Source organism: Paenibacillus sp. GCM10027626 (assembly GCF_042676285.1).
Lineage (GTDB): Bacteria > Bacillota > Bacilli > Paenibacillales > Paenibacillaceae > Paenibacillus_Z.
In genome coordinates this window covers 323,632-339,046 of the sequence record NZ_JBHTHC010000004.1, presented here as the reverse complement: position 1 = coordinate 339,046, position 15,415 = coordinate 323,632, and the positions used below count along the sequence as shown (strand labels likewise).

Below are 15,415 nucleotides of genomic sequence, written 5' to 3'. Positions count from 1 at the left end.
TGACAACGAAGATGGGGAAGGTGCATTTGATGCCGCAAACATTCGAATTGGCAAGTGGAGAGAAAACAAAGCTGGTATTTCAATTTGATGAAACGGTTGGAGGTTACGGCTATTCACTGGTTCAGGATGACGGACAAAAGAAACAGATAGTGAGCGCCGAGCTGCAACCGCTGATTAGGGGGGACCGCTTCAACTTGTACCCTCAAAGCATCGAGCAGGTCACACCGCATTTGCTAAAACTTAGCGGCACCAAATCGGAGAATGGAGCCGTTCTGTTTGCGTGGTCCGGTACGGTTGCCTCCGATCCCGGGACCGGCTGGCTGAGGTTTGAAATTGAACTGGCCGGCGAAGGCGGCCTGACCGTCGGCGCTACGCGGCTTGAACCGGAGATTACGATTGGGCTGGGTGAACTGCCTCCTTATGAGCGGGGCGATCACGTCTGGTTTAAAACGAACATCGATAATCCGACAAAATGGAACGATGAGGCGCGCGGAAACGATTTTCCCGCTTGCTATTATTATGATTCTTATAAAAAATTCGGCGTCATGCTGTTTTTCGATATGTCCGCAATGGGGTGGATGGCGAAAGCAGGTGTTGCGAGATTTTTGCATTACCGGTGCGGTTTGAGAAGGGAGTACGAGAACGGTTCGGGTTCGCTGGAGATCGGTTTGCTCGGTGATACGCCTGTCCAGGCGGATATTCCGCTTGATGGTACACGGTTTGTGTACGGGATTCGATGTTTGTCCATGGAGGAGCCGCCAACTGAGCAAAGCGCCGTTGTTGATCTGGTGGAAGCTTGCCTGCACTTCGCGCCAAAGGAAACCGCAACGCCTCCGAACGCCGATAGCTGGCGCCAATTCAGCGTTAAATGCGCAGAGGATTTGCTGAATACAGATGCTTGCTGGAGCAATAACGGGGCTTACGACATGCTGATTCCTTACGTGAACGGCATCTCGCCGGCATGGGAAGAGTCGTTCCGGGCGAAGGGGTTGAGTGTCGATTTCCGGAATCAGCCGGGACTGGATGCGGCGTTGATGATGATCCACCCGTTGACAGAACTGGCTCACAGCTCAAATGCTCCTGTATATGCGGAATTGCGTGACAAAGTATGGAAGTTTATTGGCAATATGGCAGATGAATTTCTTGGCGGCCGTCCGCGTGTATGGGGGACCTGGCAATATATTTATTTGCTGCAGGAGTGGTGGAGAGCGGCTTGGTTCGAGGAAGATGCGGGCACTTGCACCCGCATTGAGGAGGAAGTGAAGCAGATTGTCATTCCTATGGCCAAACGCTGCAGTTACATGTTCCCGTTATCGTTCCGGGTACCGGAATTGGTCAAACACGGCAATGGCGATAACTACCCGGCAGCCGGGGCATATTCCTACTTCATGCTTCTGTTGTATAAGGCGACAAAGGATGCAGAATACCTGCAGGAAGCGGAACGCTCGCTCAAGGTATTGCTCCAGCTGCCGGTCAATAGTCTTCATCAGGAGTCGTTCCTGCTTTCAATGGCAGTTCAAGCAGCGGACGGGCTGGGCAAGGAGACGGGAGACGCCGCATATGGAGAAGCCTACCGCTATTTGCTTGCGCAGAACCTGCGCATGATGTATTGGTATGACGATCCGGGCTTCCCGGACTATCGGCTTTGGGGCATGTTCCAGGCCTGTACGCCGATGTTGTATCCTGCGTTCTTCGAAAATATCGAATGCACGGCCCGTATCGTCTCCACCTTGAAGGGGAAAGAATTTTCCGAAGGCTTGCTGCTCGCGTTGAATCAGGCTAGAACCAACAACTTCTATTGCTTCCCGCGCTGTTTGCCTGACCGGTACCGGCTATCTGAACTGGACTACATTCCGCTGGAAAACTTGGGAACGCTGGAAGACGACAAGACAGGCTATGCGGGACAGGAAATTTACGGAGCAGGGCAAACGTTCCGGGCTGCCATGTTGTGGGATGAGTGGCTCGTAAGTGCTGATCCTGGTATTTATTTGATGAACATGGACGGCTATGAACTTATCCGCAAGTCGGAGAAGAGAGCGAGCCGCACGTTTATGGTTGTCAATCTTGAGCCGGTTGAGAAGGTTAGCCGCCTGAGCACAAATATACCCGGCGCAAAAGTTGCTGTTTACAAAGACGAAGCTGATACGGGAGAGGTGATTACTACAGACGAGGCGGGGGATCTGATACTTCGACTCTCTCCGATCGAAAGATTGCTTCTGACAATTCCGGCTGCAGTTTAAATGTTTGGAGCAGGCCCTGCGCCTGCTCGTTTTTTTGACCTTTATTGTCGGATTGGATTGCTCTATACTGATAACACAGAGGTCGTATACGGAAGGGGCTGGGAAATGGAGCGCACCGCGAGTCCGGGTTGGAAGCGTGTCGTATGGCCGGATACGCTGAGAGGCCGGTTAAGCATTCTGCTGGTCGTTGTTACGATAACACCGATTGTGCTCATCGGGGTCACTTCCTATTATTGGATGTTGAAGGTCCAAACGGAGAAAATCAGCGCCAATTACCAGTCGATGGCGGATGCAAAAACGTCGGCGCTGGAGAAGACGGCGGCGAATCTTGGAAGTGTATCACAGCTGCTGGTCATTGACGGCGGTCTTGGAGACGATGTCATCACTTATCTCACGACAGACGACCCTGTGCTCAAGATCGGAACTTTTCTCAGTATCGACAAGTCTTTAACCAACATCATTTATTCGAATCCGGGCATAAACGGATTGTACTTCTCCATTCCGGGATATGAAAGCAATTATCAGTTCGAGTCGGCGCCGATCAAGCCGGAATTGTCTTCGTCACGGGTGGAGCCGCAATCGAAAGATGTGCTCTACCGGGCCAATCAGCTGACATTCCACGGTCCTCATGAATCTGCATTAGCCGGACATGATGAGACCGTAATTTCATTGACTCGTGTTATCGAATACGGAGCAGGACGACGTTACTATGTTTATCTGGAGTCAAAATTTGAGGATATCATCCATTCGGTCCCGCCGATCGGAGAAGAGTCGCTGAATGTGCTGGTCCGCGAAGACGGGATGATTCGATACAGCGATCACCCTGAAATATTAGCTGTCGGCTCCACATTGAATAATGAGACCCTGACAGGCCGTTACAAGCAGTTTTCGGCGGAGAGCCGCGATGGCTGGAAGCTGATGTCGCTGATCGATATGCATGATTTTCGCAAGGAACTGCGGCAATGGCAGCGGCAATTTCTTCTTGTGGCCGCTATTTCCATTCTGGTTACGATACTAGCAGCCTCTTTTATATGGAGGATGGTCTACTACCCGCTGCAGCGTATCAATCGGGAGATAAAGCGGTTCAGCTACGATCAGACGCATCATAATATGCTTGTAACCCAGCTGCAAGAATTCGATATGCTCTTCGCCAGCTTTCAATCGATGAGGATCAAAATTGTGGAATTAATTACAGAGGTCGAACAAAAGGAGAAGCGAAGAGGCGAACTGGAGGTTGAGAAGCTGATGTCTCAGATTAACCCCCATTTTCTCCATAACTCCCTAAATACGATCCAGTGGCTGGCCAGGGCGAACGGCCAGACGGAGATATATAATCTGGTCAAGGTGTTTACGCGCGTCCTGCATTACAATTTGAGCAAGGGCAGTATGATCGTCACGATAAAGGAAGAATTAAAAGCGCTGCATGATTATATCGAACTGCAAAATATCCGGTATGATCATCGCTTTAATGTCACGGTCGATTGCGACAGCAGTTTAACCGAAGTGCCGATCCCGAGATTCGTCCTGCAGCCGCTCGTTGAAAATGCATTGTACCATGGATTGCTTAGTGAAAAAGGGGATATTCGCGTCGAAATCAGAAGCGGAGAACCAAGCTGCGTGTCTATTACGGTAGCCGATAACGGGAAAGGGATGACACCGGAGCGGGTGGCCGAGCTTCTCGCGGAAGGCAGCAGCGGGAACAGTAGCAACAATGGCAAGACCGGGCTTGGCATCGGGCTTAATTACGTCCGGAAAATGCTTAATGTACACTACAGTCATCGGGCACAAATGACGATCGACAGCATGCTGGGGGCAGGTACCCGAATTCGGATCGTCATCCCGTTTGCCATGGAGGGAGACGAGAGGAATGATTAAAACCTTCATCGTAGAAGATGAGCCGCTCGTACGCAGGGGCATCTTAAGCATGATGCCTCTCGCCCGTTACGGCATGGAACTGGTCGGGGAAGCGTCCAGTGGTGAAGAAGCGCTTGAAGCACTGAGACGGCTTGAAGTCGATGTGCTTTTCGCTGATATTTCCATGCCAGGCATGAGCGGACTCGAGCTTCTGTCCGTCGTTGGAGATCAGTACCCGGGTATTCAATTTGTCGTCTTGACATGCCATCAGGAATTTGACTATCTGCAGCAGGCGCTGCGTCTCGGGGCCATTGATTATATGGTCAAGACCCAATTGGATGACGAATCGGTAGAGGAACTGCTTGGCCGCATTGCAAAACGGTTTGAGCGGCAAGCAGGCCAGTCTGCAGCAGGCGACCGGGAACGATTAGACATTAATCCGCACAAAGATGAACTGACGGCTCGCTGGAATACACTCCAGTGGATGGTCGATGACAGAATTTACGAGCAATTGCTAAGCGATTCGCTTCTCAGCTTCCAACCGGCAGATTGGTTCAATATGCTTCGGAGGGCACAAGCCATATGGCTGGAGAAATGTCCGCTGCTGGATAACATTCGTGTCGGATCATTGTGGCCAAGGGAGGAAGCGGCAGCAGGCCTGACGGAAGGGTTGTCTGAATTTAGAGCCGAAGCCCAAAAGCTTCTGCGAAGTACCATGCTCTCGGAGGAAGTTATTCATTCTGTTATTTCGGCTGTGGATATGCTGCACCAGCAAATGGGTGAACGTACCAGCCAATCGGAAATTTGCAAGGCCATCAATATGAGCATCAGTTACTTTAGCAGATGCTTCAAGGAAATTATGGGCTGCTCTTTTGTCAGCTATGTGCAGCACATGAATATCCGTCAAGCGCAGCATCTCCTGCAAACGACCAATTTTCCGATCTATCGGGTCGCGGAGATGTCCGGCTTTGAAGATGAAAAATATTTCGGGAAAATATTCCGTCTCAAGACCGGATTTACCCCAAGCGAATTTAGGCTTCAGTACAGAGAAAACAAGTAGCACACGTATAACCGGCCCTCCCGGGGAAATCTTTGCGGGCAAGGTCGGTTTTTTTGTGGAAATCGCTCTGATTTAGCAAAAAAACCTCCCTATTACAAGAAACAGCCCTGTAACCTAATTGAGATGAAAGGGGTTACAATTAGTAAGAAAGGGGGCATGCATCGTGAACAGAACGGCTAACAAACTTAGTGGCATGCGCGAAATCATCCAAAATCGATCTCTCTATCTATTGGCTGTACCGGCCATTCTGTTTAGCATTATTTTCGCTTATCTGCCGATGGTAGGCACTGTCATTGCGTTTCAAGATTTTAATCCGATGAAAGGAATGTTCGGCAGTAAATGGATCGGCTTCGATAATTTGCGCTTTTTTTTCCGCGGTGAAGACTGGCTTGTCATTACGTTTAACACAGTCTTTTTCAATCTGATGTTCATTGTTACCGGAACTGCGATGGCATTGGCGCTGGCGATTATGCTTACTGAGCTGGGCAAGAATGCCATTGTACGCACCGTGCAGTCGGTCATGATATTGCCGAATTTTATCTCCTGGCCGATCATCGGCTTGTTCTCCGTCACGTTTTTTACGGCGGATACGGGGGTGATCAATCATTTTCTGGCCTCGGCAGGGCTTAATACCATTGATTTTTACACTGATCCTGATGTTTGGCCTCCGATTTTGATCCTGATAAATTTGTGGAAGACGGCAGGGTTCGGTGCAATTGTATATATGGCGGCAATCGTGGGGATTGATAAGGAGTTATATGAAGCGGCTAGGATTGACGGGGCGACCCGGTTTAAGAGTATTCTAAAGATTACGCTGCCAATGCTCAAAAGTACCATTGTCATGCTGTTTCTGCTAAGTTTGGGCAACATCTTCGGCGGAAACCTCGAAATGATTTACTCGCTGGTCGGTGATAATTCGTTTTTGTTTAGCCGCACAGATACGATAGATACCTACGTCTTCAGGGCGCTGCGGACTTCCGGATCACTTGGAATGACCCAAGCCATCGCTTTGTATCAATCGGTCGTCGGATTCATCCTGGTCATGACGGCCAATAAAATTGCATCTAAGTTGGATAAAGATTCAGCGTTATTCTAATGAGGAGGCTGTCACGATGAAAAATTCAAGAAATGACCGGTTGCTGGCGGTTATCTTCTACATCATTACCATTTTGTTTGCTATCTTGTGTCTGTATCCGTTCCTTTTGGTTATCGCGAGTTCCTTTACAGAGGAAACCACGCTGCTGCAAAACGGATACAAGCTTCTGCCGGATCGTTTTTCCTTGGATGCTTATAAGGCGATATTCAGCACACAGACGATTCCCGATGCCTATCTGATTACGATCTTTGTTACGGTAGTCGGTACCACGCTGAGCTTATTGGTGACCAGTCTGGCCGCTTACGCGTTGTCGGGAAAGAGACTCCGGTTCTCCCCGCAGCTCTCCCTGTTCTTCTACTTTACTATGCTGTTTAGCGGCGGAATGGTGTCCAGCTATATTTTAACGACCAAATATTTGCACTTGCAAAATTCGGTATGGGTCTATATTTTGCCTGTACTTCTGTCACCATGGAATATGTTCCTCATGCGGAACTTTTTTAATGAGATTCCGAAGGAATTGTTTGAATCCGTTAAAATTGACGGTGCCGGCGAAATGAAAATATTGCGATCGATCGTACTGCCGCTTTCTTTGCCGGCGCTGGCTACAATCGGGTTGTTCTACGCCCTTGGTTACTGGTCATCCTGGGCACCGGCTATGCTTTATATCGACAACCCCAAGTTATATTCACTTCAATACATTATTATGCAAATCATCCGCAACGTGGACATGGCGCAAAATATTGCGGTAGCGGGAGCGCCGTCCACCACCCAGGTAACGCCTGCTTATACCGTAAGATTGGCTACAGCGATGGTAACGGTTGGACCAATCATCTTCCTGTATCCGTTTCTTCAGCGTTATTTCGTAGGCGGCTTAAAGATGGGTGCGATAAAAGGCTGATTTCGGTCATTTGGCCGATTGGCATATAGAAGAAGAATGACAAGATCATCGGGAGGGTTCTACATGAGAAACGGAGTCAGAAGAAGGGCTGTGCTATTCGTTGCGATGACGATGATTCTATCCTTGCTTGCGGCATGCGGCAATAATGGGGATTCGGGCGAAAAGTCTGGGCCTGGCGATGGAGGCGGGAATACGAAGGGGCCCGTGACGCTCAATGTTATGCTGTGGGGGGATAAGCCGAAGCAGTTCGACGAGGTCGTGGCCGAGTTTGAGAAACGGACGCAAGATACGTTGAATCTGAAGCTGAATGTGACATTTACTCCGCAAGCGGACTATGTCAACAAGCTGAAGCTGAAGCTCTCCGCTGGCGAACAGGTGGATATCGCTTTTGATGCGCCGTGGATGAACATGAATACGTTTATTGCCCAGGATAATTATACAAATTTGGACTCTTACTTTAATACCGATAAGTATCCCGGCTTAAAGACAGCATTCAGCAGCGAATATCTCAACAATAACAAGTTTGTGGGCCAAGATGGCCAGCTTCATACGTATGGGGTTCCTCTCGGTCAATATTTAAGCGACTTGCCGGTTATTTATTACCGGAAAGACCTTGCAGCCAAATATGGCATGAAAAGCATCGAAACTTATGAGGATTTGCTGGAATACTTCGACCGCGTGCTTGAGAACGATAAAAATATGATCCCGTTTGTAGTCCGCAATGACGGAAATTACGGCGCAGCAGCCTTGATCGATTTCAATAAGGACTTGCCTGTGAAGTATGAAGCCGGTTTGTGGGACATTAACCTCGGGCCCAATGTCATTGCTACGGCTGAACTTGAGGGAGGCGGCCTTAAGAGTGTCACTTTAACTGGTGATAAAACGGAGAATATTGCCGGTTTCCCGGCACCGTTTAACAAGCCAGATTACAGCACGAATGAAACCGTCCGGGAATGGCATGAAAAGGGCTATATTGAGAAAGAGCCTATCATTCGAAAGGATGCGCGAGGCACGTTCACAGCAGGCAAAGCAGCTTCTTTGATGGAAGGCGTTGCGAATCTGGACGCTATAAATTCACAGTTAAAGGCTGGGGATCCGTCCGCAGAAATGGGCATATTCGTTGTACAGAAAACGGTTCGGGAAAAAGTGCAGCCCAATCCGTCACTCATTTCGGACTTTCGTGTATGGAACTTCCTCTGCGTCCCAAAAACGTCGGTGAATGCGGATCGGGCAATGTCTTTCATCAATTGGATTTTTGAGAGCCAGGATAATCATGATTTGTTCGAGCTCGGCATCAAAGGCAAGCATTGGGAGCCGGTCGGCGACGACAAATTCAAGTACCCGGATGGCATCGATATTAGCCGGAATTACAATTTTCCGGGTTATATGCTGACTTGGAATCCCAATTATATCCGCTTGTCCGCCAACGTACCGGATGATCTGGTTGAGTATTACCGCTATCTTGCTGATGAGAAGTCATATGTCAAATCTGCCTTGGCGGGCTTTGCCTTCAACCAGGACCCGGTTAAGAATCAGTTGGCCAACCCGGACTTTGCCAAAATCTACAATGAAACACTTGCATATAAACTCGGCATGGTCGTGAATCCGACGGAAGGCAGTCAAAAGCTTCAAACCAAGTGGGAGAGCAACAAAACGCTGCAATCCGATATCGCAGATATTAAAGCGGAGTTGACGAAGCAGCTTCAAGCGTTTCTCGCGCAGCAAGCCGGTAAATGATGGAGGCAGCGGGCTGGATGAGCGATCGCAATTACGGTTGCCGGATTAAACAAGGTCTGATTTATAAGGGCTATGAGACCGTTGTGCTGGAGAACGAAAAGTTTCGTTTAACGGTACTGCCGGGCAAGGGAACGGATATTATTGAATTGTTGCATAAGCCGACCGATACCGATTTTGTCTGGTTCACGCGGCTGGGTCTTCGGCCGAAGCAGTCGTCCTACCGGGATTTTCAAAGCCAATATGAGGGAGGATGGCAGGAGATCCTTCCGAATCTTGGCGGAAGGCATATTCATAACGGAATCGAAATGGAAGCTTATGGCGAAGCGGCATTATCGGAATGGAGCTACGTAGTGACAGAGGACCGCCCGGAGGAAATTCGGGTCGTCTTCCGCAACGAGCTGCGCTCGCTTCCGGTGGTAGTAGAGAAAACGTTTATTATGGAGAGCGGCCGGGCGGGTTTTCGATTGGAAGAAAGGCTTCGGAATGTCTCGCCAGCTGTGATCCATACGGACTGGGGACATCATATTACGTTTGGGGAACCGTTCCTTATGCCCGGAACAGTGGTCCATGTCGAGGGATGCTCTGACAGCTTCATCATGCCCGAACGGGGCGCCGCAGGAGGGTTTGATGTGTTGGATGGAACCCGTGGAACGTACTTGGTCATGCGGCCGGACGGGATCGGGGCCGAGATTAACTGGAACAACGGGGTCTGGCCGTACGTTTGGTTTTGGCGCGATTACGGGGGCGACAGCTCGCCTCCGTATTTCGGATGTCATTATAATATCGGGCTGGAGTTGTTTTCATCTCCACCTGCTTCCAGACTGGACGATAACATTGCATCCGGTACTGCCATCAAATTAGAACCGCACAGCTTGTTGGAATCCTCGCTCTCTTTTAAGGTCCGATTACGGTGAGGGGGAATAAATCGGCGAGAAATTTATAATGACACACATGTCGTTTATAATAACGACATGCGTGTCATTTTTGATGAGCGGAAAGAAGAGCGGGTAGCACATAACCAGCTTCCCTAAACAAAAAAGCCGCCTCCCGCAGCCGCAGCTACGTTGAGACAGCTTTTTTAACAATTTTACAGATCGCCCCAGTTCAGGTTGGAGGATTTGCTGTAGTTAGTAACCTTTTGCTCGAAGAAGTCGGTCTTCATGCCGTTCATATTGCTGAAGCTTTCAACCCAGCGCATCGGATGTTCGGACACTTCAGGGTACAAAATGTCCAGACCCAGCTTTTTCAGCCGTTCATTAGACAAGAACTTGATATACTGGTCAATAATTTCATTCGTCAGGCCGGCAATTTGATTGTTCGTAATATATTGACCCCACTCGATTTCATGCTCGACTGCCGTTTTCATCATTTGGCGCAGTTCTTCGACCAGCACTGGCGTGAATAGCTCCGGATTTTCTTTGCGGACTTCGCGGAAGATACCCTGGAACAAGGCCAGATGCGTCAGCTCGTCGCGCTGTATATATTTGATTTCCGACACTGTGCCGAGCATTTTGCCTTGGCGCCCCAGTGCATAGAAGAAGCTGAAGCCGCTGTAGAAATAGATGCCTTCAAGAATATAGTTCGCCATAATCGTTTTGATCAGATTTTGCGACGACGGATTGGCGATAAAATTTTCGTACAAATCAGTAATGAACCGGTTTCTCTTCAGCAGGTTTTTGTCTTCCCGCCACAGATTGTAAATTTGATCCCGTACTTCGGCCGAGCATACGCTATCCAGAATGTACGAATAGGACTGGCTGTGAACGGCTTCCTGGAACGTATGCACCGTCAGGCAGAGATTGACTTCGGGTGCAGTAATGTATTCATTGACGTTCGGCAGATTAGCGGTTTGCAGGGAGTCGAGAAAAATAAGAAAGCTGATAATTTTATCGTAGCTGTTTTTCTCTGACAGCGTCAGATTGCGATAATCTTTCGCATCTTGCGCTAACGGTATTTCTTCCGGAATCCAGAAATTATTCATCATGGTCCGGTACATTTTCGTTGCCCAGTCATATTTTACGTTGTTCAGCTCGATCAGGTTTGTTGTGTTGCCGCCAATCATGCGGCGCTTGCCCCAATCACGGTCGCCATGCTCGTTAAAAAGCTTTTTCTTTTGCAGTTCCACGTTAAGTTGCCTCCTTTGATCCTGTATCGCTTAATGCCGCAAAGCAGGCGGCAGAAAAACTGCAGCGCATTAAGCGCTGCAGCTTGCACAATCTTCAACTTCCAAGCTTTTGTTCCGGCAGTAGTAGACGGTTTTTAGGCCGTTTTCCCATGCAGCCATATACAATTCCAAAAACTCTTTGGCCGTATAGTCAGGTGTAATATACAAGTTGAATGATTGCGCCTGGTCGATATGCCGTTGACGGCGGCCAGCCGCTTTGATGCTCCAGTGCTGATCGATATGATGCGCTTCTTTATAGAACCAGAATGTCTCGTCATTCAGATTAGGCGCTGTCTGCGGCACGACGGCATTCTTCTTCTCTTCCACGAAAAATTTGTTGAAGATCGGGTCGATGCCGGCTGTAGAACCGGCAATCAGTGAGGTGGATGCTGTCGGCGCAATCGCGAACATCCAGGCATTGCGCACGCCGTGCTCGGCGACATCGTGCTTTAGCTGATCCCACTGCTCGCCTTTATAGCCGCGGCGCTCAAAATATTCTCCCGTATGCCATTCGCTGCCTTCAAATACGCGGTAGGCACCTTTTTCTTTGGCAATTTCCATCGACGCTTTAATGGCGCAATAGTTGATCCACTCATAAAGCTCATCCACTTTATCAAGGTGATCTTCGGATTCCCAGGAAATTTTGTTCAGTGCGAGCCATTGGTGATAACCGCTTGTACCAAGGCCGACCGCACGATACTTCTGATTCGTAATTGCCGCTTGCGGAATCGGGTAATGATTCAAGTCGATCACGTTGTCCATCATCCGCATTTGGCAGCTGACGACTTCGGCAATTTCTTCTTTGGTACGGGTGCGGCCAAGATTAAGCGAAGACAGGTTGCAGACAACATAATCGCCGCTTTTCACTTGAGTCGTGATAATGCCATCCTCATGAGTGGTTGTAATATATTCAGTCGCGCTCATGTTCTGGCAAATTTCAGTACACAGATTCGAGCAGTAGACGATCCCTTTATGCTTGTTCGGATTCGCCCGGTTTACCGTATCGCGATAGAAGACGAATGGAGTGCCTGTCTCGAAGGAGCTGGCCAATATCCGCTTCATAATCTCAATTGCTGGCACTTCTTCGCGCGTAAGCGTCGGGTGGTTGACGCATTCCTCATAGCGGCGTTCCCACTCCTCGCCCCAAGCGTCCTCAAGCGACCAGCCCATAGCAGTGCGCACCTCATGCGGATCGAACAAGTACCAGGCTTCCCGTTCCTGCACTTTTTTCATGAACAGGTCAGGAATACAGACGCCAGGGAAAATGTCATGAGCCTTCATGCGGTCATCGCCGTTGTTAGTCTTCAGGTTCAGGAAGTCAAGGATATCGCGGTGCCACACGTCGAGATAGACCGCTACTGCACCGGAGCGTACACCCAGCTGATCTACGGCGACCGCCGTATTGTTGTAGTTTTTAATCCATGGCACGACACCGCCGGCTACGCCTTTGTAACCGCGAATGTTCGAGCCGCGGCTCCGCACTTTGCCGACATAAATTCCCATGCCGCCGCCGAATTTCGATACTTGGGCAAAGCTGGAGTCAACATTGTAGATGCCCCACAGATTGTCCGGAACTGTATCGATAAAGCAGCTGGAAAGCTGATGAAATGGCTTGCGGGCATTAGCCAGCGTAGGCGTAGCGACTGTCATTTGCAGACGGCTAAGCACATCGTAGAACTTGCGGGCCCAGCTCAGCTTGTCCTCTTCCTTCATAGCCAGATGCATGGCGACGCCCATAAACAGCTCTTGCGGCAATTCCAGAACTTCACCGTTGAAGCCTTTGATCAGATAGCGGTCAGCTAATGTCTTCAGGCCGATGTAATTGAACAAATAATCGCGCTCAGGAACGATATAGTTGCCCAGCTCGCGAATTTCATCACGCGTGTAATGTTCTAATATGTATTTGCCGTAAAAGCCCTTTTCGGTTAAATAAGTGATCAGTGAGTAGAAATCGCCATAGCCGAAGTAACCGTATTTTCGGTTAATCGCCGATTCTTTATACAAATCGTATACAAGCAGCTTGGCGGCAACATATTGCCAGTTGGGCTGCTCAATGCTTGTTTTTTCGACGGCAACCTGGGTCAGCGTCCGTTGAATTTCTTTGGTTGTAATATTGTTGCGGAAGTAAGGAAGCAGCGCTGTTTCAAGTTCCAGCGGGTCGCAATCGTCATAGCCGACGCAGGAAAAGTCGATAACCTTCTTCAGCTTGGAAAAAATAAGCTCTTCTTTTTGACCGTTACGTTTAATAATATCCACGAGCGTAAGTCACTCCTTGTCAAAAGGCAATTAAAGTAAAGATGCCATAAATACACAATATGTTGATAATTTAAAATAAAATTACACCAATATCTAGTGCCAGTCAAGGATAGATATTCGACAAAATAGGGGCATTCAGGAGCTGCGGCACGTATGAAAAAGGGGTGAAAACTTGCCCCGAAAGGGCTGGTCGCAAGTTACCCGTTGCAAAGACGGGCCGACAATATTTTTGCAAAAATGATATGAGCCGACTAAAATTCCAACTTATCTACTATACAACTTTCTTTCCTTTTCGGACAGAGGAAAAAAATGAACTTTGTTCAAAAAGAAGACATAACTTTCATGCAGAAAGGGCCAAAATGGCTGAAATGTCAGCTGTAACTATGTGGTAAACTATTGCTGATCAGATTGTTTGAATGACGGAAGGGACGTGCAAGTAAGAGATGGTATTTTACCGAAAAATAATGCCTGCCCGGCTTTTGGCTGCTGTCATGACAGCCTTTATTATACTGTTTGTGCTGATGCTCGGCTGGCCGGGACAAGCACAGGCTCATGCACAGCTTGAGCGGTCGGTGCCGGAAGCGAATACGCGCGTCGATGCCGCGCCGGCCGCTGTCGAGCTCTACTTCAATGAGGCAATCGAAGCCAAGGCGGGGGCGTTGTCCGTCCGCGATTCCAGCTCCAAAAAAGTGACGGGCGCGGAGCCAAAGACGGGGGAGGACCGCCGCTCGCTGACACTCGCTATGCCTTCATTAGGCGAGGGCGTGTATACGGTGTCGTATGCGGTTATCTCTGCCGACGGGCATCCAGTGAACGGCTCCTTTGTGTTTGTAGTGGGCAATCCGCAGGGAGCGCTGGACGCCTCCTCCTTCGATCCGCACAACGGGCTGGACCATAGCGGCCATGAAGGGCATGAGTATCCGACGCAATTGAGCGGCCAGCAATTTTTCACTTATGTCCTGCGAATTATTTATTATCTTGCTGTGCTGCTGGCAGCCGGCTTTATGCTCTGGGAAGCGCTGCATCGCGGAGGCGAGGCCATGGCTGCGCTCCGCCGGCGCTGGGAGCTGCCCGTCGTGCGCGCGCTATTTATTGCAGTGCTGCTGTATATTTTTATCCATGCTGCGGAAATATTGCGCGGCTATGAGGGAAGCGATTATTTTCAACTGTTTACAGGCACTTCAATCGGCCGTGTGTGGATCGCATTGTTCGTATTAAGCGCAGCCGGATTTGCAATTCTGAAATTGGGGCGAACGCTGCGCACGGTGTGGGCGCTGCTGCTGCTCGGCGTGGAAAGCTGGAGCGGCCATGCGGCCGTTTTCAAGCCTGCAGCCGCTACTGTAATATTAGATTTTATTCATTTGGCCGCTTCAGCTGTTTGGGTTGGGGGACTGGCCTTGCTGCTGGCTTTCTGGCTTGCCGACCGTAAGGAGGCGGGGAGATTCGCTCCCGTATTTTCGCGCATGGCGCTGCTGTCCATTCTGCTGCTGATCGCCAGCGGCACGGCAATGACGCTGCTTTTCATGCCTGGCCTGAATTATTTGTTCTATACCGCTTGGGGCAAGCTATTGATTGCTAAGACAGCGCTCGTCGTGCTGGTCGTCATTATCGGCGCTTTGCTGCGTCTGCGCGTCCGGCGCGGAGAGCTGCCTAATTTCACCTTGCTGCGCATCGATATAGCGCTCATGCTCCTTATTATGATCATTGTCGGCATTTTTACCTACGTTACACCATTGCCGGCCAATGCCAATGTCTACTATCACAAAATGGGAGCGGAGATGCATTTGACGCTGCGCATTACACCGAATAAGCCGGCCTCAGATAATAAGTTTAGAGTGAATGTATGGCTGCCGGAGCAGCAAGGAGAGCCGAAAAGCATCGTCTTGCGCTTAAAGTCGCTTGACCGGGAAGATGTAGTAGCCATAAATGTGCCGCTCGTGCCTTTCAAAGATAATGAAATTATGGCATTCGAGGGCTATACGCGCTCCGATTATGTCGCTGAAGGCCCCTATATTCCGTTTGCAGGAAGATGGAAGGCGGAGGTGCGGGTGTTGGACAAGGATGACAATGAGAAGGTTGAGCGCTATGAATTCCGCAACTACTAGAGGTT

10 protein-coding genes are annotated in these 15,415 nt (G+C 49.5%); 8 read left to right on the top strand and 2 right to left on the bottom strand.

The window, feature by feature from the left end; genetic code table 11:
* Positions 1 to 11: 11 nt before the first annotated feature.
* The 7 genes from ACFQ0N_RS11245 to ACFQ0N_RS11215 all read left to right on the top strand — a co-directional run bounded on the left by ACFQ0N_RS11245 (position 12) and on the right by ACFQ0N_RS11215 (position 9,799).
* Positions 12 to 2,240, top strand: coding sequence for a hypothetical protein (locus ACFQ0N_RS11245; RefSeq protein WP_379325910.1), 2,229 nt, complete (start codon positions 12 to 14; stop codon positions 2,238 to 2,240).
* Positions 2,241 to 2,345: 105 nt separating this feature from the next.
* Positions 2,346 to 4,115 (top strand): sensor histidine kinase, encoded by a 1,770-nt coding sequence (locus ACFQ0N_RS11240; RefSeq protein WP_379325908.1) that lies wholly within the window; start codon positions 2,346 to 2,348, stop codon positions 4,113 to 4,115.
* Positions 4,108 to 5,154: a response regulator transcription factor gene (locus tag ACFQ0N_RS11235; RefSeq protein ID WP_379325906.1), complete on the top strand. Its 1,047-nt coding sequence runs from the start codon at positions 4,108 to 4,110 to the stop codon at positions 5,152 to 5,154. Before ACFQ0N_RS11240 ends, ACFQ0N_RS11235 begins: the two co-directional genes overlap by 8 nt.
* 163 nt (positions 5,155 to 5,317) lie before the next feature.
* Positions 5,318 to 6,250, top strand: coding sequence for an ABC transporter permease (locus ACFQ0N_RS11230; RefSeq protein WP_379325904.1), 933 nt, complete (start codon positions 5,318 to 5,320; stop codon positions 6,248 to 6,250).
* A 16-nt stretch (positions 6,251 to 6,266) separates the two neighbouring features.
* On the top strand, positions 6,267 to 7,148 hold the full coding sequence (locus tag ACFQ0N_RS11225; RefSeq protein WP_379325902.1) for a carbohydrate ABC transporter permease: 882 nt from the start codon (positions 6,267 to 6,269) through the stop codon (positions 7,146 to 7,148).
* Positions 7,149 to 7,211: 63 nt separating this feature from the next.
* Entirely contained in the window at positions 7,212 to 8,885 is a 1,674-nt protein-coding gene (locus ACFQ0N_RS11220) for a hypothetical protein (RefSeq protein ID WP_379325900.1), read from the top strand.
* Positions 8,886 to 8,902: 17 nt separating this feature from the next.
* Complete coding sequence (locus ACFQ0N_RS11215; protein WP_379325898.1) at positions 8,903 to 9,799, top strand: aldose epimerase family protein; 897 nt, start codon at positions 8,903 to 8,905, stop codon at positions 9,797 to 9,799.
* A gap of 173 nt (positions 9,800 to 9,972) precedes the next feature.
* Here ACFQ0N_RS11215 and ACFQ0N_RS11210 read toward each other — a convergent pair whose 3' ends face one another.
* Both ACFQ0N_RS11210 and ACFQ0N_RS11205 read right to left on the bottom strand, forming a co-directional pair.
* The gene (locus tag ACFQ0N_RS11210) at positions 9,973 to 11,010 is read right to left on the bottom strand and encodes a ribonucleotide-diphosphate reductase subunit beta (protein ID WP_379325896.1); all 1,038 of its coding nucleotides are present in this window, start codon (positions 11,008 to 11,010) and stop codon (positions 9,973 to 9,975) included.
* Positions 11,011 to 11,079: 69 nt separating this feature from the next.
* Positions 11,080 to 13,305 carry a ribonucleoside-diphosphate reductase subunit alpha gene (locus tag ACFQ0N_RS11205; protein WP_379325894.1) on the bottom strand — a complete coding sequence of 742 codons (2,226 nt, stop codon included), beginning with the start codon at positions 13,303 to 13,305 and terminating at the stop codon, positions 11,080 to 11,082.
* Positions 13,306 to 13,748: 443 nt separating this feature from the next.
* Between ACFQ0N_RS11205 and ACFQ0N_RS11200 the strand changes: the two genes are divergently transcribed.
* The gene (locus ACFQ0N_RS11200; protein ID WP_379325892.1) at positions 13,749 to 15,410 is read left to right on the top strand and encodes a copper resistance CopC/CopD family protein; all 1,662 of its coding nucleotides are present in this window, start codon (positions 13,749 to 13,751) and stop codon (positions 15,408 to 15,410) included.
* Positions 15,411 to 15,415: the final 5 nt, after the last annotated feature.